General features: G+C 69.8%; 18 protein-coding genes. 9 read left to right on the top strand and 9 right to left on the bottom strand.

Going from position 1 to position 16,705, the window contains the following annotated elements; all coding sequences use genetic code 11:
• Nucleotides 1-828 carry an isoprenyl transferase gene (locus ACIBKX_RS04310; RefSeq protein WP_399375668.1) on the top strand — a complete coding sequence of 276 codons (828 nt, stop codon included), beginning with the start codon at nt 1-3 and terminating at the stop codon, nt 826-828.
• A 110-nt stretch (nt 829-938) separates the two neighbouring features.
• Here the strand turns inward: ACIBKX_RS04310 and ACIBKX_RS04305 are convergent, their stop codons facing one another.
• From ACIBKX_RS04305 to ACIBKX_RS04290, 4 genes are read right to left on the bottom strand one after another with little or no spacing between them, the layout of a single operon-like run.
• Entirely contained in the window at nt 939-1,409 is a 471-nt protein-coding gene (locus tag ACIBKX_RS04305) for a transcriptional repressor (protein WP_363277567.1), read from the bottom strand.
• A gap of 37 nt (nt 1,410-1,446) precedes the next feature.
• Nucleotides 1,447-2,343: a metal ABC transporter permease gene (locus tag ACIBKX_RS04300; RefSeq protein ID WP_363277568.1), complete on the bottom strand. Its 897-nt coding sequence runs from the start codon at nt 2,341-2,343 to the stop codon at nt 1,447-1,449.
• Nucleotides 2,344-2,345: 2 nt separating this feature from the next.
• Nucleotides 2,346-3,161, bottom strand: a complete 816-nt coding sequence (locus ACIBKX_RS04295) for a metal ABC transporter ATP-binding protein (RefSeq protein ID WP_363277569.1) — start codon at nt 3,159-3,161, stop codon at nt 2,346-2,348.
• Nucleotides 3,162-3,196: 35 nt separating this feature from the next.
• Nucleotides 3,197-4,189, bottom strand: coding sequence for a metal ABC transporter substrate-binding protein (locus ACIBKX_RS04290; protein ID WP_363277570.1), 993 nt, complete (start codon nt 4,187-4,189; stop codon nt 3,197-3,199).
• A gap of 221 nt (nt 4,190-4,410) precedes the next feature.
• On the opposite strand from ACIBKX_RS04290, the gene ACIBKX_RS04285 reads away from it, so the two are divergent.
• Together ACIBKX_RS04285 and ACIBKX_RS04280 are read left to right on the top strand one after the other, a co-directional pair.
• Nucleotides 4,411-5,793: a glycine--tRNA ligase gene (locus ACIBKX_RS04285; protein ID WP_363277571.1), complete on the top strand. Its 1,383-nt coding sequence runs from the start codon at nt 4,411-4,413 to the stop codon at nt 5,791-5,793.
• A 118-nt stretch (nt 5,794-5,911) separates the two neighbouring features.
• On the top strand, nt 5,912-6,118 hold the full coding sequence (locus tag ACIBKX_RS04280) for a hypothetical protein (protein ID WP_363277572.1): 207 nt from the start codon (nt 5,912-5,914) through the stop codon (nt 6,116-6,118).
• Between the two features lie 54 nt (nt 6,119-6,172).
• On the opposite strand, the gene ACIBKX_RS04275 is transcribed toward ACIBKX_RS04280, so the two are convergent.
• Nucleotides 6,173-6,760 carry a TetR/AcrR family transcriptional regulator gene (locus tag ACIBKX_RS04275; protein ID WP_363277573.1) on the bottom strand — a complete coding sequence of 196 codons (588 nt, stop codon included), beginning with the start codon at nt 6,758-6,760 and terminating at the stop codon, nt 6,173-6,175.
• Between the two features lie 24 nt (nt 6,761-6,784).
• Nucleotides 6,785-7,801 (bottom strand): aldo/keto reductase, encoded by a 1,017-nt coding sequence (locus ACIBKX_RS04270; protein WP_363277574.1) that lies wholly within the window; start codon nt 7,799-7,801, stop codon nt 6,785-6,787.
• A gap of 202 nt (nt 7,802-8,003) precedes the next feature.
• Between ACIBKX_RS04270 and ACIBKX_RS04265 the strand changes: the two genes are divergently transcribed.
• From ACIBKX_RS04265 to ACIBKX_RS04255, 3 genes are all read left to right on the top strand, one after another.
• The gene (locus ACIBKX_RS04265; protein ID WP_363277575.1) at nt 8,004-8,477 is read left to right on the top strand and encodes a hypothetical protein; all 474 of its coding nucleotides are present in this window, start codon (nt 8,004-8,006) and stop codon (nt 8,475-8,477) included.
• 186 nt (nt 8,478-8,663) lie between these two features.
• Nucleotides 8,664-9,539: a metalloregulator ArsR/SmtB family transcription factor gene (locus tag ACIBKX_RS04260; RefSeq protein ID WP_363277577.1), complete on the top strand. Its 876-nt coding sequence runs from the start codon at nt 8,664-8,666 to the stop codon at nt 9,537-9,539.
• Complete coding sequence (locus ACIBKX_RS04255; RefSeq protein WP_363277579.1) at nt 9,536-10,135, top strand: dihydrofolate reductase family protein; 600 nt, start codon at nt 9,536-9,538, stop codon at nt 10,133-10,135. The genes ACIBKX_RS04260 and ACIBKX_RS04255 overlap by 4 nt, the downstream gene beginning before the upstream one ends.
• Before the next feature lie 47 nt (nt 10,136-10,182).
• On the opposite strand, the gene ACIBKX_RS04250 is transcribed toward ACIBKX_RS04255, so the two are convergent.
• Nucleotides 10,183-10,611 carry a protein-tyrosine phosphatase family protein gene (locus tag ACIBKX_RS04250; RefSeq protein ID WP_363277580.1) on the bottom strand — a complete coding sequence of 143 codons (429 nt, stop codon included), beginning with the start codon at nt 10,609-10,611 and terminating at the stop codon, nt 10,183-10,185.
• A gap of 157 nt (nt 10,612-10,768) precedes the next feature.
• Between ACIBKX_RS04250 and ACIBKX_RS04245 the strand changes: the two genes are divergently transcribed.
• Nucleotides 10,769-11,491: an SDR family oxidoreductase gene (locus ACIBKX_RS04245; RefSeq protein ID WP_363277581.1), complete on the top strand. Its 723-nt coding sequence runs from the start codon at nt 10,769-10,771 to the stop codon at nt 11,489-11,491.
• A 317-nt stretch (nt 11,492-11,808) separates the two neighbouring features.
• Nucleotides 11,809-13,002, top strand: coding sequence for a tRNA dihydrouridine synthase DusB (gene dusB, locus ACIBKX_RS04240; RefSeq protein ID WP_363277582.1), 1,194 nt, complete (start codon nt 11,809-11,811; stop codon nt 13,000-13,002).
• 21 nt (nt 13,003-13,023) lie between these two features.
• Here the strand turns inward: dusB and ACIBKX_RS04235 are convergent, their stop codons facing one another.
• Together ACIBKX_RS04235 and ACIBKX_RS04230 are read right to left on the bottom strand one after the other, a co-directional pair.
• Entirely contained in the window at nt 13,024-14,298 is a 1,275-nt protein-coding gene (locus ACIBKX_RS04235; RefSeq protein ID WP_363277583.1) for a cytochrome P450, read from the bottom strand.
• A 32-nt stretch (nt 14,299-14,330) separates the two neighbouring features.
• Nucleotides 14,331-15,650, bottom strand: a complete 1,320-nt coding sequence (locus tag ACIBKX_RS04230; RefSeq protein ID WP_363277602.1) for a glutamine synthetase family protein — start codon at nt 15,648-15,650, stop codon at nt 14,331-14,333.
• Nucleotides 15,651-15,908: 258 nt separating this feature from the next.
• Between ACIBKX_RS04230 and ACIBKX_RS04225 the strand changes: the two genes are divergently transcribed.
• Nucleotides 15,909-16,700: an acetoacetate decarboxylase family protein gene (locus tag ACIBKX_RS04225; RefSeq protein ID WP_363277584.1), complete on the top strand. Its 792-nt coding sequence runs from the start codon at nt 15,909-15,911 to the stop codon at nt 16,698-16,700.
• Nucleotides 16,701-16,705: the final 5 nt, after the last annotated feature.

Genomic DNA, 16,705 nt, shown 5'->3' with positions numbered 1-16,705 from the left:
GTGTCACGACGCGGAATCCTCGGGCGGTCCCGCCGTGAGCGGGAGTACAAGGTCCCCGAGCCGCACCCTTCGGGCGCCAAGCCGCCGAAGATCCCCGGCGAGCTGGTGCCCGAGCACGTGGCGATCGTCATGGACGGCAACGGCCGGTGGGCCAAGGACCGCGGTCTGCCCCGCACCGAAGGCCACAAGGTCGGCGCCGAGCGCGTCCTCGACGTGCTGCAGGGCGGCATCGAGATGGGCGTCGGGGCGATCTCGCTCTACGCCTTCTCCACCGAGAACTGGAAGCGGTCCCCGGACGAGGTGAAGTTCCTGATGAACTTCAACCGCGACTTCATCCGCAAGACCCGCGACCAGCTCGACGAACTCGGCATCCGGGTGCGCTGGGTGGGCCGTATGCCCAAGCTGTGGAAGTCGGTCGCCAAGGAGCTGGAGATCTCCCAGGAGCAGACCAAGGGCAACGACAAGCTGACGCTGTACTTCTGCATGAACTACGGCGGGCGGGCCGAGATCGCCGACGCCGCGCAGGCGCTCGCCGAGGACGTGAAGGCCGGGCGGCTCGACCCGAAGAAGGTCAGCGAGAAGACCTTCGCCAAGTATCTGTACTACCCGGACATGCCGGACGTCGACCTGTTCCTGCGGCCCAGCGGCGAGCAGCGCACCTCCAACTACCTGCTGTGGCAGAGCGCGTACGCCGAGATGGTGTTCCAGGACGTGCTGTGGCCGGACTTCGACCGGCGCGACCTGTGGCGGGCGTGCCTCGAGTACGCCTCGCGCGACCGCCGCTTCGGCGGCGCGATCCCCAACGAGCAGCAGATCGCGGAGAGTTGATCGTGGGAACTTGATCGCGAGGACTTGATCGCGGTTCCCGGACCCTGAACGCGCTGTGGGCCCCGCACCGGATCCGGTGCGGGGCCCACAGCGCGTTCAGGTAGTTCAGGTCACTGCTTCTTTGCGGCAGCCTCCGCGCACTCCGCGCACGTACCGAAGATCTCGACCGTGTGCGCCACATTCACGTACCCGTGCTCGGCGGCGATCGTCTCGGCCCACTTCTCCACGGCCGGGCCCTCGACCTCGACCGCCTTGCCGCACACCCGGCAGACCAGGTGATGGTGGTGGTCGCCGGTGGAGCAGCGGCGGTAGACCGACTCGCCCTCGTCCGTGCGCAGCACATCGACCTCGCCCGCGTCCGCGAGCGACTGGAGCGTGCGGTAGACCGTCGTCAGGCCGACCGAATCGCCCTTGTGCTTCAGCATGTCGTGCAGGTCCTGCGCACTGCGGAACTCGTCCACCTCGCCCAGGGCCGCCGCCACCGCGGCGCGCTGCCTGGTGGACCGACCTCGTACCGGGGGTCCCGCAGCTGTTGTCACAGGTGCCTCCTCAACTGAAAACTCGCACGATCGCCCGCACATCTGTCGTATCCCGTGGGGCCATTGTGCCAGCTCGTCCTCAGACGGTGGCCTTGTCGGTCGAGCGCCGGGGGTCGGGGACCTCCGCCGTGCAGGTCGCGGCCTCGGCCCTGGCGAGCGCCCGGGCCCTGCGCCGGGCCAAAGGCGCCGCGAGCGCCGTCAGGACCACGAAGACGCCGATCGCCATCAGGACGATCGTCGCGCCGGGCGGCACGTCCTCGTAGTACGACGTGGCCGTACCGGACAGCGTCACGGCCGTACCGATGACCACCGACAGCACGAACGTCACCTTGAAGGACCGGGTGATCTGCTGCGCCGCCGCGACCGGCACCACCATCAGCGCGCTCACCAGGAGCAGCCCGACGACGCGCATCGCGACGGTGACGGTCACGGCTGCCGTGACCGCGATCAGCAGGTTCAGCGCCCGCACGGGAAGACCCGTGACCCGCGCGAACTCCTCGTCCTGACTCACCGCGAACAGCTGCTTGCGCAGGCCGACCGTGACCAGGACCACAAAGGCGGCCAGCAGGCAGATCGCCGTGACGTCCGAGTCCGAGACCGTCGACAGCGAGCCGAACAGGTACGACGACAGGTTCGCGTTGGAGCCGGTGTCCGAGAGGTTGATCAGCAGCACACCGCCCGCCATGCCGCCGTAGAACAGCATCGCGAGCGCGATGTCGCCGCGCGTCTTCCCGTACGCCCTGATCAGCTCCATCGTCACCGCGCCCGCGATGGAGACAAGCGTGGCCATCCAGACGGGGCTGGAGTTCAGCAGGAAGCCGAGGCCGACGCCCGTCATCGCGATGTGCCCGATGCCGTCGCCCATCAGCGCCTGCCGGCGCTGGACCAGATAGATGCCGATGGCGGGGGCCGTGATGCCGACGAGGACGGCGGCGATCAGCGCCCGCTGCATGAATGCGGTCTCAAGGATTTCCATGATCAGGTCAGCAGTCCCGTGCGGATCGGCTCGTGCTCGTCGGCCGAGTGCGGATGTACGTGGTCGTGGCCGGGCAGGGCGTGCTGGCCTACCGCCTTCGGCGGCGGGCCGTCGTGCGTCACACAGCCGTCGCGCAGCACCACCGCGCGGTCGATCAGCGGCTCCAGCGCGCCCAGCTCGTGCAGGACGAGCAGGACCGTCGTACCGGCCGCGACCTGCTCACGCAGCGTCTCGGCGAGGATCTCCTGGCTCGCCAGGTCGACGCCCGCCATCGGCTCGTCCATGATCAGCAGCTCGGGCTCGGAGGCCAGCGCGCGGGCGATCAGCACCCGCTGGTGCTGGCCGCCGGAGAGCGCGCTCACGGAGTCCCTGGCGCGGTCGGAGAGCCCGACGAGCTCGATCGCCCGGTCCACGGCCGCGCGGTCCGCCTTCGTCGTCCAACCGAGCTTCGACAGCTTCGTACGCGAAAGGCGGCCGGACGAGACGACCTCGCGGATCGTCGCCGGGACGCCGCTGGCGGCCGTCGTGCGCTGCGGGACATAGCCGATGCGTGCCCACTGCCGGAAGCGCTTCAGCGGCGTACCGAAGAGGCTTATCTCGCCGCTGGTGAGCGGGACCTGGCCGATGACCGAGCGGACGGCGGTGGACTTGCCCGAGCCGTTCGCGCCGAGCAGGGCGACGACCTCGCCGCGACGGACGGCGAGGTCGATGCCGCGCAGCACCGGGCGCGCGCCGAGGGTGGCCGCGGCCGCCCGCACGGATATGACGGGCGGGGTGTCCGCCGCGGACGTGGATTCCGTGGCTTCCATGGCTTCCATGGCGGGCGCCTCCAATGCTGCCGATGCCTGTCGTGTCACTTCGCGCCGAGCGCCTTCTGCAGCGCGGCGAGGTTGGACTCCATGACCTCGATGTAGTCATCGCCCTCGGACTTGTCCGTGATTCCCTCCAGGGGGTCCAGGACGTCCGTCTTCAGGTTCGCGTCGGTGGCGAGGGTCTTGGCGGTCTTGTCGCTGGCGAGCGTCTCGAAGAACACCGTGGACACGTCGTCCTCCTTGGCGATCTCCTGGAGCTCCTTGATGCGGGCGGGGCTCGGGTCCGACTCGGGGTCGATGCCGGCGATGCCCTCCTGGTCCAGGCCGTAGCGCTCGGCGAGGTAGCCGAAGGCGGAGTGCGTGGTGATGAAGGTCTTGGTCTTCGTGTCCTTCAGGCCGTCCTCGAACTTCGTGTTCAGCCCGTCGAGCTTCTTGACCAGGTCCTTGGTGTTCTTCTTGTACGCCGCCGCGTGGTCGGGGTCGGCCTTCTCCATCGCCTTGCCGACTCCCTCGGCGACCTCGGCGTACTTCACGGGGTCGAGCCAGACGTGCGGATCGGCACCGGCTTCGCCCTCGTGGCCTTCCTCTTCGTGGCCCTCTTCCTCGTGGCCCTCTTCTTCATGGCCGTGGCCGTGGTCGTGGCCGACGCCCGTGCCGTGCTTCTCCAGCTTGGTGAGGGTCGCGGCATCGACGGTGTTCTCCACGCCGGACTGGCCGATGGCGTCGTCGACGGCGGGCTGGATGCCCTTGAGGTAGAGGATCATGTCCGCTTCGCCGAGCGACGCGGTCTGCTTCGGGCTGAGCTCCAGGTCGTGCGGCTCGACGCCCGGCTTGGTCAGCGTGTCGACGGAGACGTGCTTGCCGCCGATCTCCTGGGCCAGGAACTGCATGGGGTAGAACGACGCCACCACGTTCAGCTTGCCGTCGCCGTCCTTGTCCGCCGCGTCGGAGGTGGAGCAGGCGGTGAGGGCCGTCAGGCCGAGGATGGTGGCGGAGGCGATGGCTGCGGCGGGTATCAGGCGGCGTACGTTCATGACACTCATTTTCAACAAATCTGGAAACGATTGTCAACTAGCCGCCTGCCGGGTACCCCGCGGAGTGTCCGGCCGGGCAGCTGACCGGAACCGATTTGATTAGGGGGCCCTGGCCGCCGGTAACCTGAACCATTCGCCCGCCCGTCTCCCGACCACCACCCCCCAACGAGGCGCTTCGCGCCGCCCCTTTCCAATTCCGTCGTCGTAATGAAGAGAGCACCGTGGCCGCCGACAAGATCGACAGCATCGTCAGCCTGAGCAAGCGCCGTGGCTTTGTTTACCCGTGCAGTGAGATCTACGGCGGCCAGCGTGCCGCCTGGGATTACGGGCCCCTCGGCGTAGAGCTGAAGGAGAACCTCAAGCGCCAGTGGTGGCGCTACATGGTCACCTCGCGCGAGGACGTCGTCGGCATCGACTCGTCGGTGATCCTGGCGAGCGAGGTCTGGCAGGCCTCCGGCCACGTCGCGACCTTCTCCGACCCGCTCACCGAATGCCTCTCCTGCCACAAGCGGCACCGCGCCGACCACCTGGAAGAGGCGTACGAGGCCAAGCACGGCCGCGTGCCGGAGAACGGCCTCGCCGACATCAACTGCCCCAACTGCGGCACGAAGGGCCAGTTCACCGAGCCCAAGCAGTTCTCGGGCATGCTCGCCACGCACCTCGGCCCCACGCAGGACAGCGGCTCCGTCGCCTACCTGCGCCCCGAGACCGCGCAGGGCATCTTCACCAACTTCGCCCAGGTCCAGCAGACTTCGCGCAAGAAGCCGCCGTTCGGCATCGCGCAGATGGGCAAGTCCTTCCGCAACGAGATCACGCCCGGCAACTTCATCTTCCGGACCCGCGAGTTCGAGCAGATGGAGATGGAGTTCTTCGTCAAGCCGGGCGAGGACGAGAAGTGGCAGGAGTACTGGATGGAGCAGCGCTGGAACTGGTACACCGGCCTGGGCCTGCGCGAGGAGAACATGCGGTGGTACGAGCACCCGAAGGAGAAGCTCTCCCACTACTCCAAGCGCACCGCTGACATCGAGTACCGCTTCCGCTTCGGCGGCAGCGAGTGGGGCGAGCTGGAGGGCGTCGCCAACCGCACGGACTACGACCTGTCCGCGCACTCCAAGGCGTCGGGCCAGGACCTGTCCTACTTCGACCAGGAGGCCGGCGAGCGCTGGACTCCGTACGTCATCGAGCCCGCGGCCGGCGTCGGCCGCACGATGCTCGCCTTCCTCCTCGACTCGTACATCGAGGACGAGGCGCCCAACGCCAAGGGCAAGCTGGAGAAGCGCACGGTCATGCGCTTCGACCACCGCATCGCCCCGGTGAAGGTCGCGGTGCTGCCCCTTTCCCGTAACCCGGAGCTGTCGCCCAAGGCCAAGGGCCTGGCGACCGCCCTGCGCCAGAACTGGAACATCGAGTTCGACGACGCGGGCGCCATCGGCCGCCGCTACCGCCGTCAGGACGAGATCGGTACGCCGTACTGCGTGACGGTCGACTTCGACACCCTGGACGACAACGCGGTGACGGTGCGCGAGCGTGACTCGATGAAGCAGGAGCGGGTCTCCCTCGACCAGATCGAGGGCTACCTGGCGGCGCGGCTGGTGGGTTGCTGACGAGGTCTGTTCGCGCCTGCTGAGGCCTGCTGACACTTCGGCGTTCACCGAGTGAAGCTTGAAAGAAGCCCCCGGTTCCGGGTACGGAGCCGGGGGCTTCTGCTGCACACTGTTCGCCATGCCTTCGATGACCACGAGCAAGGTCAGCAGATGGGACCAGCACGGGCGCGAACACGTCGTGCGCGTGCAAAAGGCCGGTGTGCAGCGGCAGTTGACCTGCGACACCTGCGGCTGGGCCCGGAAAGTCCAGTTCCTGCCGTGGCTCAAGGCGGAGGAACACCTCGCCGAGGAGCATCAGGCGACGGTGGATCCTTCGGTTCCTTAGCGCGGCGCGCGGACGGTGTGGCCCGGCCAGGCGATCAGGGAGTCGCCAGGAGCGCTAAGGCCGCAGGCCGTGCAGCACCAGGTCGACCACGGCCGTGAAGGCGGGTTCGATGCCGGGCTTGGCCCACTCGGGGGCGTACGCCGGGTCGTGGAAGCGGTTGGTGGCGTCGAAGAGCGCGCGGGCGGCCAGAGCCGTGTCGGGGTGCGGGGACGTCAACTCGCCGCGCTGAACGCCCTCTTCAAGGATGATCTCCAACTGGGCCACCAGCTCGCCGATATGCGCCTCGACGACGGAACTGCTCTCGCCGAGCAGCACCTCGTACGTCGCGAACAGCTCCGGATCGTCGCCCGCCTTGCGGCGCTTGGCGGCGAACAGCGCGGAGAACCAGCGGCGGAGCCGGACGTCGGAGGAGACCGAGCGGTCCTCGACGACCAGCGTCAGCTCGCCCGTCGTACGGTCCAGCCACCGCTTGGTGACGGCCTCGCGCAGCGCCGCCTTCGTACGGAAATGGCGGTAGACCGTGCCATGGCTGACTCCGAGCGCGCGGGCCACGTCCACCACGGTGGCCTTCGCCGAGCCGTGGCGGCGCAGCATCTCCTCGGTCGCTTCGAGGATGCGCTCGGGGGTCAGGGTCGTTGCCATGACAGTGACCGTACCTGGGATGGATCAGTGCTCGCTGTCGAGGTGTGCCATCTGTGCCTCCGGATAGCGCGCGCCGGACGCGGCGCCCGCGGGGACGGCGAGCTCGATCGCGGCGAGGTCGGCGTCGTCCAGCGTCACGTCGAGCGCGCCGAGGGCTTCGGCGAGGCGGTCGCGGCGGCGGGCGCCGACGAGCGGGACGATGGTGGCATCGCGCCGCGGGCCTTGGGCGAGGACCCAGGCGATGGCGGTCTGCGCGACGCTGACACCCTTCTGGTCTGCGATTTTGCGCAGGGCGTCGACGAGGTCGAGATTCCGGTCGAGGTTCTCCCCCTGGAAGCGGGGACTCATGGCACGAAAGTCCCCGGCGTCCAGCTTGCGGTCGCGGGTGAAGTGCCCGGAGATGAGGCCGCGGGAGAGCACGCCGTACGCGGTGATGCCGATGCCCAGCTCGCTGACGGTGGGCAGGATCTCCGCCTCGATGCCGCGTGAGATGAGGGAGTACTCGATCTGTACGTCGGAGATGGGTGCCGTGGCGGCGGCGCGCCGGATGGTGTCGGCGCCGACTTCGGAGAGGCCGATGTGCCGGACGTACCCCTTCTCGACGAGCTCGGCGATGGCGCCGACGGTCTCCTCGACGGGGACGGTGGGGTCGATGCGGGCGATGCGGTAGACGTCGATGTGGTCGACGCCGAGGCGCTGGAGCGAGTACGCGGCAAAATTCTTGACGGCGGCGGGCCGCCCGTCATACCCGGACCAGCCTCCGTCCGGGTCACGCAGGGCACCGAACTTGACGCTGGTGAGCGCCTGTTCGCGCCGGGCGGCGGGCGCGGAGCGGAGGGCTTCGCCGATGAGCATCTCGTTGTGCCCCATGGCGTAGAAGTCACCGGTGTCGATGAGGGTGACGCCGGCTTCGAGGGCGGCGTGAATGGTGGCGATGGATTCGGTGCGGTCGGCGTCGCCGTAGAGGGCGGACATGCCCATGGCGCCGAGGCCGAGGGGGGAGGTTTGGGGGCCGGTTGTTCCGAGGGTGAGTGTGCGCATGTATCAATCATGCCATGACAGATAACAGATTTCCATTTTTGTCATTCCTGGGGTTGCTGGGCGGGGAGGGGGAGTGCCTTCCGTCGTCGCCATTCGGGCACAGCCGAAACATCTGGCCCACTGCCACCCGCATCCCCGACCTTGAGGTGTACACGGGGAAACGCCGAACCCGACCAGCTCGGCGTGATCGGAACGGAGAGACATGATGGTGACGGGGAAGGGCCTTGTTCGCGTCGGTGTCGTCGCGGCCGCGGCCGTGCTCACGGCAGGTGGCGTGACGACCGCCCAGGCTGCGGCCGGGGCCGAGCCGGAGGTCAGGGGTACGTCCGGGTACTCCAAGTCGAGCGCCGGCTACGGCTACGCGTCCGCCAAGTGGAAGTGGAAGGGCCCGGGTTCGACCAGCAAGGTCAAGTTCTATGTGAAGGACAAGAGCTGCCGCGACGGCGACGACGCCTTCGCCTTCATGCAGTTCAAGGGGTCGGACGGCGCGGTCATCACCGGAGAGGCCCGCCCCGAGGACGAGACCTGCGGCAACGGGGGCATCAAGGAGACCCACCCGGGGTTCAGTGACGGCTTCAACGTCAAGTACGCCCGCGTCGTCGTGTGCAAGGACGACGTGCTGGGCAGCGGAGACACCTGCAAGAAGGGCAACTGGCACCGCAACCCCAAGGCCTGACCCGCACGCCAGGCCCTCATGGCCGGATGTCCGGCCCTCTTCAGGCGGGGGCCGGGCATCCGTCTGTCGTGTGTGGGGTGGGCGGGCAGAGCCTCTTCCTGCGTTAGGGGGCGGGCGGCTCTGGCGGGCGGCTCCCTAACGCGTATTCCTTGACTCGAATATTCTTTGTGCGGAATACTTCGACCCATGGACGCACTCCTCTCCGCCCTCGCCGACCCGGCCCGCTGGCGGCTCGTGAGCCTGCTGGCTGAGCGACCCCGCTCCGTCGGGGTGCTCGCTCAGCTCGCCGAGGCGCGTCAGCCGCAGACGACCAAGCATCTCCAGACACTGGAGCGCGCCGGCCTCGTCACTTCCCGGCGCTCCGGGCAGCGCCGCATCTACGCGCTCCGGGGCGCCCCGCTCAGAGACCTCGCTGCCGCGCTCGGCGCGCTCGCCGACACCGCGGAACAAAGCGGCGGCTCCCACACGACGTATGACCGCTACGGGGCGAGCCTCGACGCAGAGCGCGCCGCCGCCGCGGACGCGGGCTGGGCCGACGGGCGGTCGTTCGCCTTCCACCGGTCGCTCGCGGGACGGGCCGCGCTCGTGTGGCGGCACCTCACCGAGCCGTCCCTGCTCGCCCACTGGTGGACTCCCGACGACCTCCGCGTCTCCCAACTCGTCTTCGAGGCCCGGGAAGGCGGGCGCATCGTCCACGAGTACCGCGACATCGAGGACGCCGACGGCTCCGACCTGGTCGTCGGGCGCGCCGAGGGATGCGTCGTCGACGCCCGCCCCGGCGAACGCCTCGCCTACCGGCTCTCCCCGCTGCTCCCCGACGGCAGCCGTGCCTTCACCGCCCACGTCGGCCTGGAGCTGCGGCCCGCCGAAAGCGGCACGGAACTCGACGTCCGGTGGCGGATCGCCGACAGCACCGTCGACTCCGCCGACTTCATCGCGGGCATCGAGATCGGCTTCGGGCAGAGCCTCGACAAGCTCGCGGCAGCCATCGCCGCGGACAGCCACAGCAACGAAATCGGCAGCAACGAAATCGACACCAACGACATCAGGAGTACGGAATGAGTGGCTCGAGCCCCCGCACAGTGACCGCCAACCTCAGCCTCTCCCTCGACGGGCGCTATCACGGGCCCGGCGGGCCCGGTGACTTCGGCATGTTCCTTCCGTACGTGACCTCCGAGGTCGCGCGGGACCAGCTCACCCGTACCTGGGAGACCGCGACGACCGCCCTCCTCGGCCGGGGCAACGCCGAGGGATTCCTGGGGTATTGGTCCCCGGTCGCCGAGGACGACAACGCCGACCCGCGTGACCGCGCCTACGCGAAGTGGCTCGTCGGCACGGAGAAGGTGGTCCTCTCCACCACCCTGACCGAAGCGCCGTGGGAGCGGACCCGCATCGTCAACGCCCCCGCCGCCGACGTCGTCGCCGAACTCAAGGCCACCGGCGATGGCGACATCCTCGTCAACAGCAGCCCCAGCGTCATCAAGCCGCTCCTCGCGGCAGACCTCGTCGACCGGCTGTACCTCATGATCTTTCCCGAGATCGCGGGCGGCGGGCAGCGGCTGTTCGACGACGGACTGCCGGGTACGAAGTGGCAGCTCAGCCACCAGAAGACCGGCGAGCTGGGCGAGCTCGCCATGGTCTACGACCGGGTCCGTTGACCAGCGGCCACCGGCCCCCGTTCACTGCCCCCGTTCACTGCCCCCGTTCACCGGAACCGCCGCACGAACCCCCGCTGCCACGGCGTCTCCACCGCCCGCCGCGCATAGTGCTCCCGCACGTACGCCACCGCCTCGTCGCCCGGCACCCCGTCGAGCACCGCGATGCACGCCAGGGCCGTGCCCGTACGGCCCTGGCCGCCGCCGCACGCCACCTCCACGCGCTCGCTCCCCGCGCGTTCCAGCGCCTCCCGAAGCGCGGCCGCCGTCCGCGTGCGGTCGCTCGGCAGGCGGAAGTCCGGCCAGCGGAGCCAGCGGGACTCCCACGCGAAGGACGGGGGCTCCTTGCCGAGGAGGTAGAGGGCGAAGTCGGGTGTCGGACCCTCCGGGAGTGGGTGGCGCAGGCCGCGGCCGCGGATGAGCCGTCCTGAGGGGAGTCGCAGTACGCCGGGTGCCGTGGGTTCCCAAGTCGCGGTCATGGCGCGAGCGTAATGTCCGGCGGCGAGTTCGCCGATGCGCATGAGGTCTCCTCGACGCCCGCTCGACGGCCGGTGACGGCACTTGCCTCTGACGTTAGCGTCAGGTTCTTGCGTGGCCCCGCAAGCGACCGACACCCCGCCTGCCAGGAGGCACCCCATGAAGATTCCCGGCTGCACCGCCCTCGTCACCGGCGCCAACCGCGGCATGGGCCGGCACTTCGCCCGGCAGCTCCTCGATCGCGGCGCCGCCAAGGTCTACGCCACCGCCCGCACCCCGGAGCGCGTCGACATCCCGGGTGTCGAGGTGCTGCGGCTCGATGTGACCGACCCCGCGTCCGTCGCCGCCGCCGCTGACGCCGCGCAGGACGTCACGCTGCTGGTCAACAACGCCGGGACGCTGACCCGGCAGAACCTCGTCGCGGGGGACATGGAGCTGATCCGGCTGGAGATGGAGACGAACTTCTTCGGGCCGCTGAACACCATCCGTGCCTTCGCTCCCGTCCTCGGCCGCAACGGCGGCGGCGCCGTCCTCAACGTCCTGTCCGCGCTCTCCTGGGCCGCGTACGACGGCTCCAACGCGTACGCCGCCGCCAAGGCCGCCGCCTGGAACCTGACCAACGGCGTGCGGCTCGAACTCGCCGAACAGAGGACAGAGGTGACCGGCCTCGTCGTCGGCAGCGTCGACACGGACATGATGGCCGGGTGGGACAACGCGGGGATCGTGAAGAACGATCCCGCCGACGTCGTACGCAGTGCCCTCGACGGGGTCGAGGCCCGCGCCTTCGAAGTGCTCGCCGACGACGCCAGCGTGCAGCTCAAGGCCGCGCTGAGCGGCGACCCGAAGGCGCTGTATCCGCAGGCGGTCCCCGCGGACCGGTAGCAGCGGCCGTCTCGAACCGCTCGGCCGTCCGCCGTGCCGTCTCCCGAAGGTGATGCTGTCGTACCAGCGCACGCACGCTTCATGATCGGTGTCATCGGCATCCGCCAGGGCCACGAGCGGCCCATGCCGATGAATGCGGGGCGGGCCGGGCGGGGTGCCCGCCAACAGTGGCCCAGGCCTTGGAGGGCCTGGCGGAGCGGTTCGGGGAGTGAGGGACAATGGAGACTTGCCCCCCCGCCTGACGGGGGCCTGCCCCGCTCCACCGCCCGTATGTCACGCCGTACGCCACGCCGTCTGTCACGTCTCGGAGAGACCCGATGTCCCAGCCCCTGCCGTCGCCCTTGCGGATCGGCCCGCACACCGTCCAGCCGCCCGTCGTGCTCGCCCCCATGGCGGGCATCACGAACGCGCCGTTCCGGACGCTGTGCAGGGAATTCGCCGAAGGCGACGGCTGGGGGTCCGGGGGTCGTCCCCCGAAGAATGCCGCCTCCGGCGGCAAGGGTCTCTTCGTCAGCGAGATGATCACGACGCGGGCGCTGGTCGAGCGCAATGACAAGACCATGCAGCTGATCCACTTCGACGAGACCGAGAAGCCCCGGTCCATCCAGCTGTACGGCGTCGACCCGGCCACCGTCGGCAAGGCGGTCCGCATGATCGCGGAGGAGGGCCTTGCCGATCACATCGACCTGAACTTCGGCTGCCCCGTCCCCAAGGTCACCCGCAAGGGCGGCGGCTCCGCGCTGCCGTACAAGCGGCCCCTGCTGCGGGCGATCCTGAAGGAAGCGGTCAGCGGGGCGGGCGACCTGCCGGTGACCATGAAGATGCGCAAGGGCATCAACGACGAGCACATCACCTTCCTCGACGCGGGCCGCATCGCCGTCGAGGAGGGCGTCACGGCCATCGCGCTGCACGGCCGCACGGCCGCCCAGCACTACGGCGGGACCGCCGACTGGGAGGCCATCGCCCGGCTCAAGGAGCACGTCCCGGAGATCCCGGTGCTCGGCAACGGCGACATCTGGTCGGCCGCCGACGCGGTGCGGATGATGGCCGAGACCGGATGTGATGGTGTCGTCGTGGGGCGTGGCTGCCTCGGGCGGCCCTGGCTCTTCGGGGATCTCGTCGCCGCCTTCGAGGGGACGGGCGCGCCCAAGGCCCCGGACCTGCGCGAGGTCTCCAAGGTCATGCTGCGGCACGCCACGCTGCTCGGCGAGTGGATCGGCGACGAGGCGCGCGGCGTCATCGACTTCCGCAAGCACGTGGCCTGGTACCTGAAGGGCTTCGCGGTCGGCTCCGAGATGCGCAAGCGGCTCGCGATCACCTCGTCCCTCGCCGAACTGGAGGACGGGCTCGGCGAGTTGGACCTCGACCAGCAGTGGCCGGCCGGCGCCGACGGACCGCGCGGGCGTACGTCGGGCAACAACCGCGTGGTCCTGCCCGACGGCTGGCTGAAGGACCCCTACGACTGCTCGGGCATCAGCGAGGACGCCGAGCTGGACACCTCCGGCGGCTGAACCGGCTTCAGGCTTCAGGCTTCAGCGCAGGGTGACTTCGACCGGCAGCTCCTTGATGCCGTTCACGAAGTTCGACCGTACGCGCCGCACCTCGCCCGTCACGCGGATGTCCGCGATGCGCGGAAGCAGCTCCTCGAACATGACCCGCATCTCCAGGCGGGCCAGGGAGTTGCCGAGGCAGAAGTGCGGGCTGCCCTTGCCGAAGGTGACGTGGTCGATGTTCTCGCGGGTCACGTCGAAGCGGTAGGGGTCGGGGAAGACGTCCGCGTCGCGGTTGCCGGAGGCGAACCAGAGCACGACCTTGTCGCCCTCCCTGATCAGCTTGCCGCCCAGCTCCACGTCACGCGTGGCCGTCCTCCGGAAGTGGTAGACGGGCGAGGCCCAGCGCAGGCACTCCTCGACGCCGCCGGGGATGAGCGAGGGGTCGGCGGTGAGCTTGGCGCGCTCCTCCGGGTGGTCGATCAGCGCGAGCATGGAGTGGGATATCGCGTGCCGGGTCGTCTCGTTGCCCGCGACGACGAGCAGCAGGAAGTAGTTGTCGAAGTCGGTGGGGGAGAGCGGGACGCCGTCCTTGGGCGAGCTGTTGACCAGCGCGCTCACCAGGTCCGTGCCGGACCCGCCGCGTCGTTTCGCCGCCAACTCCCTTCCGTAGGCGAAGACTTCGAGCGCGGCGGGGGAGCGGAAGGGCAGATTGCGGAACTGGTCGCTCTCCGCGCTCTCCAGGAGGACGTCGGCGTAGTCGGGGTCGGTGTTGCCGATGATCCGGTTGCCCCAGTCGATGAGCTGCTGGGTGTCCTTCTCCGGTACGTCGAGCATCCGCGCGAGCACGTTGATCGGGAAGTCGGCGGAGATCTCCCGTACGAAGTCGAAGCTGCCCTTGGGCAGCGCCGCGTCCAGGGTGCGGGCGGTCAGCCCGCGCAGGAAGGTCTCGTACGTCGCGACGGAGCGCGGCGTGAACTGCTTCTGGAGGATCAGCCGCAGCGCGCGGTGGCGCAGTCCGTCGGTCTCCAGGAGGGAGCGGCGCAGCGCGATGTAGTCCTCGTCGACCTCTTCGAGGTTGGTGAACCGTTCCGAGGTGAAGGTCTCCGGGTCGCGGTCGACGCGCACGATGTCCGCGTGCCGGGTGACCGCCCAGAAGCCGGAGTTGGGCGCGGGCTCGGGCTGCCAGTGCACGGGGTCCTCGCGGCGCAGCACGTCGAACATCCGCCAGGGCAGGGTGGCGTCGGTGAACCGGTCGTTGTCGCTGAGGTCGACGTCGGAGAGGGCGAGGGGCGCGGCGCTCGTGACCGTACGCATGGGACGTACTCCTGCCTGGGAGAGGGGGAGGGTCAGATGAGGAAGGCGTACTCCGTGAACTCCCAGTCGGTGATGTGCTGGTGGAAGCGTTCGAGTTCATTGCGCTTGTACGTGAGGAACGCGCCGGTGAAGCCGTCGCCGAGCAGGCCGGTGAGCGCCTCGTCGGCCTCCAGGGCGTCGAGGGCCGCGTCGAGCGTGCCGGGGAGGCGGGGCGCGGAGTCCTCCTGGTAGCCGTAGCCCTCCAGGGGCGCGGGCGGCTCCAGCTTGTCGCGGACGCCGATGAGCAGGGCGGCGACGGCGCCGGCGACGGCCAGGTACGGGTTGGCCGAGGCGTCGCCGAGCCGCAGCTCCAGGCGGGTTCCGGCGCCCCGCTCGGGCGGGATGCGGAGCATCGCGCTGCGGTTGTCGAGCCCCCAGTCGATGAGCCAGGGGGCGAGCGTGTCGGGTCCGAAGCGTTTGTACGAGTTGACGGTGGGGTTCAGCAGGGCGCCGAGAGCGGGTGCGTGGGCCAGCAGGCCGGCGATGGCGTGCCGGGCGGTCGCGGAGAGGCCGTCGGGGGCGCCCGCGTCCTCGAAGAGGTTGCGTCCGGCGGCGTCGACGAGCGAGATGTGCAGATGGAAGCCGGAGCCGCCGAGGCCGTTGAACGGTTTGGCCATGAACGTCGCGAGGCGGCCCTCGCGGCGGGCCGTCTCCTTGACGGCGGCCTTGAACCGGAAGGCGCGGTCGGCGGCGTCCAGGGCGGCGGAGTGGTCGAGGTTGATCTCGAACTGTCCGCCGTCGAATTCGTGGTTGCCCGCGATGACGCCGATGCCGAGGTCGGCCAACTGCCGCAGGGTGCGCAGGAGATGGCCGTCCGGGTCGCCGCGCCGCCCCGCGCTGTATACGTTCCCGGTCGCGCCGCCGTAGAGGGACCAGCCGGTGGCGGACGCGGGGTCGGCGTCGCAGAGGAAGTACTCAAGCTCGGGGCCGACGACGGGGGTGACCGGGGTGCCCGCGTACTCGGCGGCGCGGTCCAGGACCCGGCGCAGCAGGGCGCGGGGTGACTCCGGGGCGGCCTCGCCGGTCGCCGGGTCGTGGGTGTCGCCGATGCACCAGGCGACGCCGGGTTCCCAGGGCAGCGGCTGCAGGGTGTCCAGGTCGGGGCGTACGGAGACGTCGGGGAGGCCGGCGTCGAGTCCGCCCGTGACGGGGACGACGTCGCCGCGCGGGGTGGTGTGGTAGACGGCGCGGCAGAAGGAGAGGCCGTGGCCGCAGGCGTTCGGCAGCTGGCCGACGAGGATGTCCCGGCCCCGGTCGGCGCCGATGAGGTCGGGATAGACGACGCGGACGACGTCGGTACCGGCCTCTCGCAGGGCGTCGACGGTCTCCGCGACCCGTAAGTTCCCGTGCTGCCCGGAGGCTCCGCTCCGGGATGTTCCATGCGCTTCACTCACCCGGGGGCCAGCCTTTCGCGCGGCTATCGTTTGAGACCAAACGGTATTGTCCCCGGCGGGGCTGCGCAAGGCCCTCCGGAGGGATTGGTGCCGGTGCTCCCCCAGTGACAGCGCCCCGCCGAAGGTCTATCGTACGGGGCCAAACGAAGCTGTGTCCGGACGGTAAGGAGCCCTCGCATGGCCGGAGTCCAAGGATTCTTTCCGCCCCGGACCGCGACCGGGCGATCAGCCCTCATTCCCGCGCCGCCCTGGCACTACTCGGGTGACCTCCTCACCGTCGAGTACCGCACCGACCCGGCCAAGGTACGCGAACTCCTTCCAGAACCACTGGAGTTGGCCGACCGCGACCCCGGTGCCGTCGCGCTCATCTGGGCCGACTGGCAGTCCTGCGGAAACTCCCGGGCCGAGCTGCTCGACCCGGTGCGGGCGCAGTACAAGGAGTGCTTCGCCGTCGTACGCTGCGGATACCGCGGACGTACGTACTCGCGCTGTGTCTTCATCTGGGTTGACAAGGACTTCGCCGTCGCCCGCGGCATCCACCAGGGCTACCCGAAGAAGCTCGGCTCCATCCACCTGACCAGGCCCCACCCCTACGGCCCCGCTCCCCGCATCGAGGCGGGCGCCGCCTTCGGGGCCACCCTCGCCGCGGCCGACCGGCGCCTGGCCCAGGCCGTGGTGACGCTGCGCGAACCCTCGGAGAGCAACGGCTTCGTCAACGCCCACCCCATGGCCCACCACCGCCAACTCCCCGCCGTCGACGGCAAGGGCCTGGCCCTGGACGAACTCATCGCCTCCGGAGCCGCCTCCTTCGAGGGCGGCCGGCCCTGGTCGGGCGACGCCGAACTCGACCTCTTCGACGCGCCCACGGAAGAGCTGGCCGCCCTGACGGTGGAGGAGCCGATCGGCGCGTACTACCGGCAGGTCGGCGTCACTTGGAACGGCGGGACGCTGTTGGAGCGGGCGTTGTAGCGGCG

The sequence above is a fragment of the Streptomyces sp. NPDC050658 genome (genome assembly GCF_044457025.1).
Classification (GTDB): Bacteria; Actinomycetota; Actinomycetes; order Streptomycetales; family Streptomycetaceae; genus Streptomyces.
Note: the sequence above shows the minus strand (reverse complement) of the source record. Positions and strands in the feature narration are given on the sequence as shown.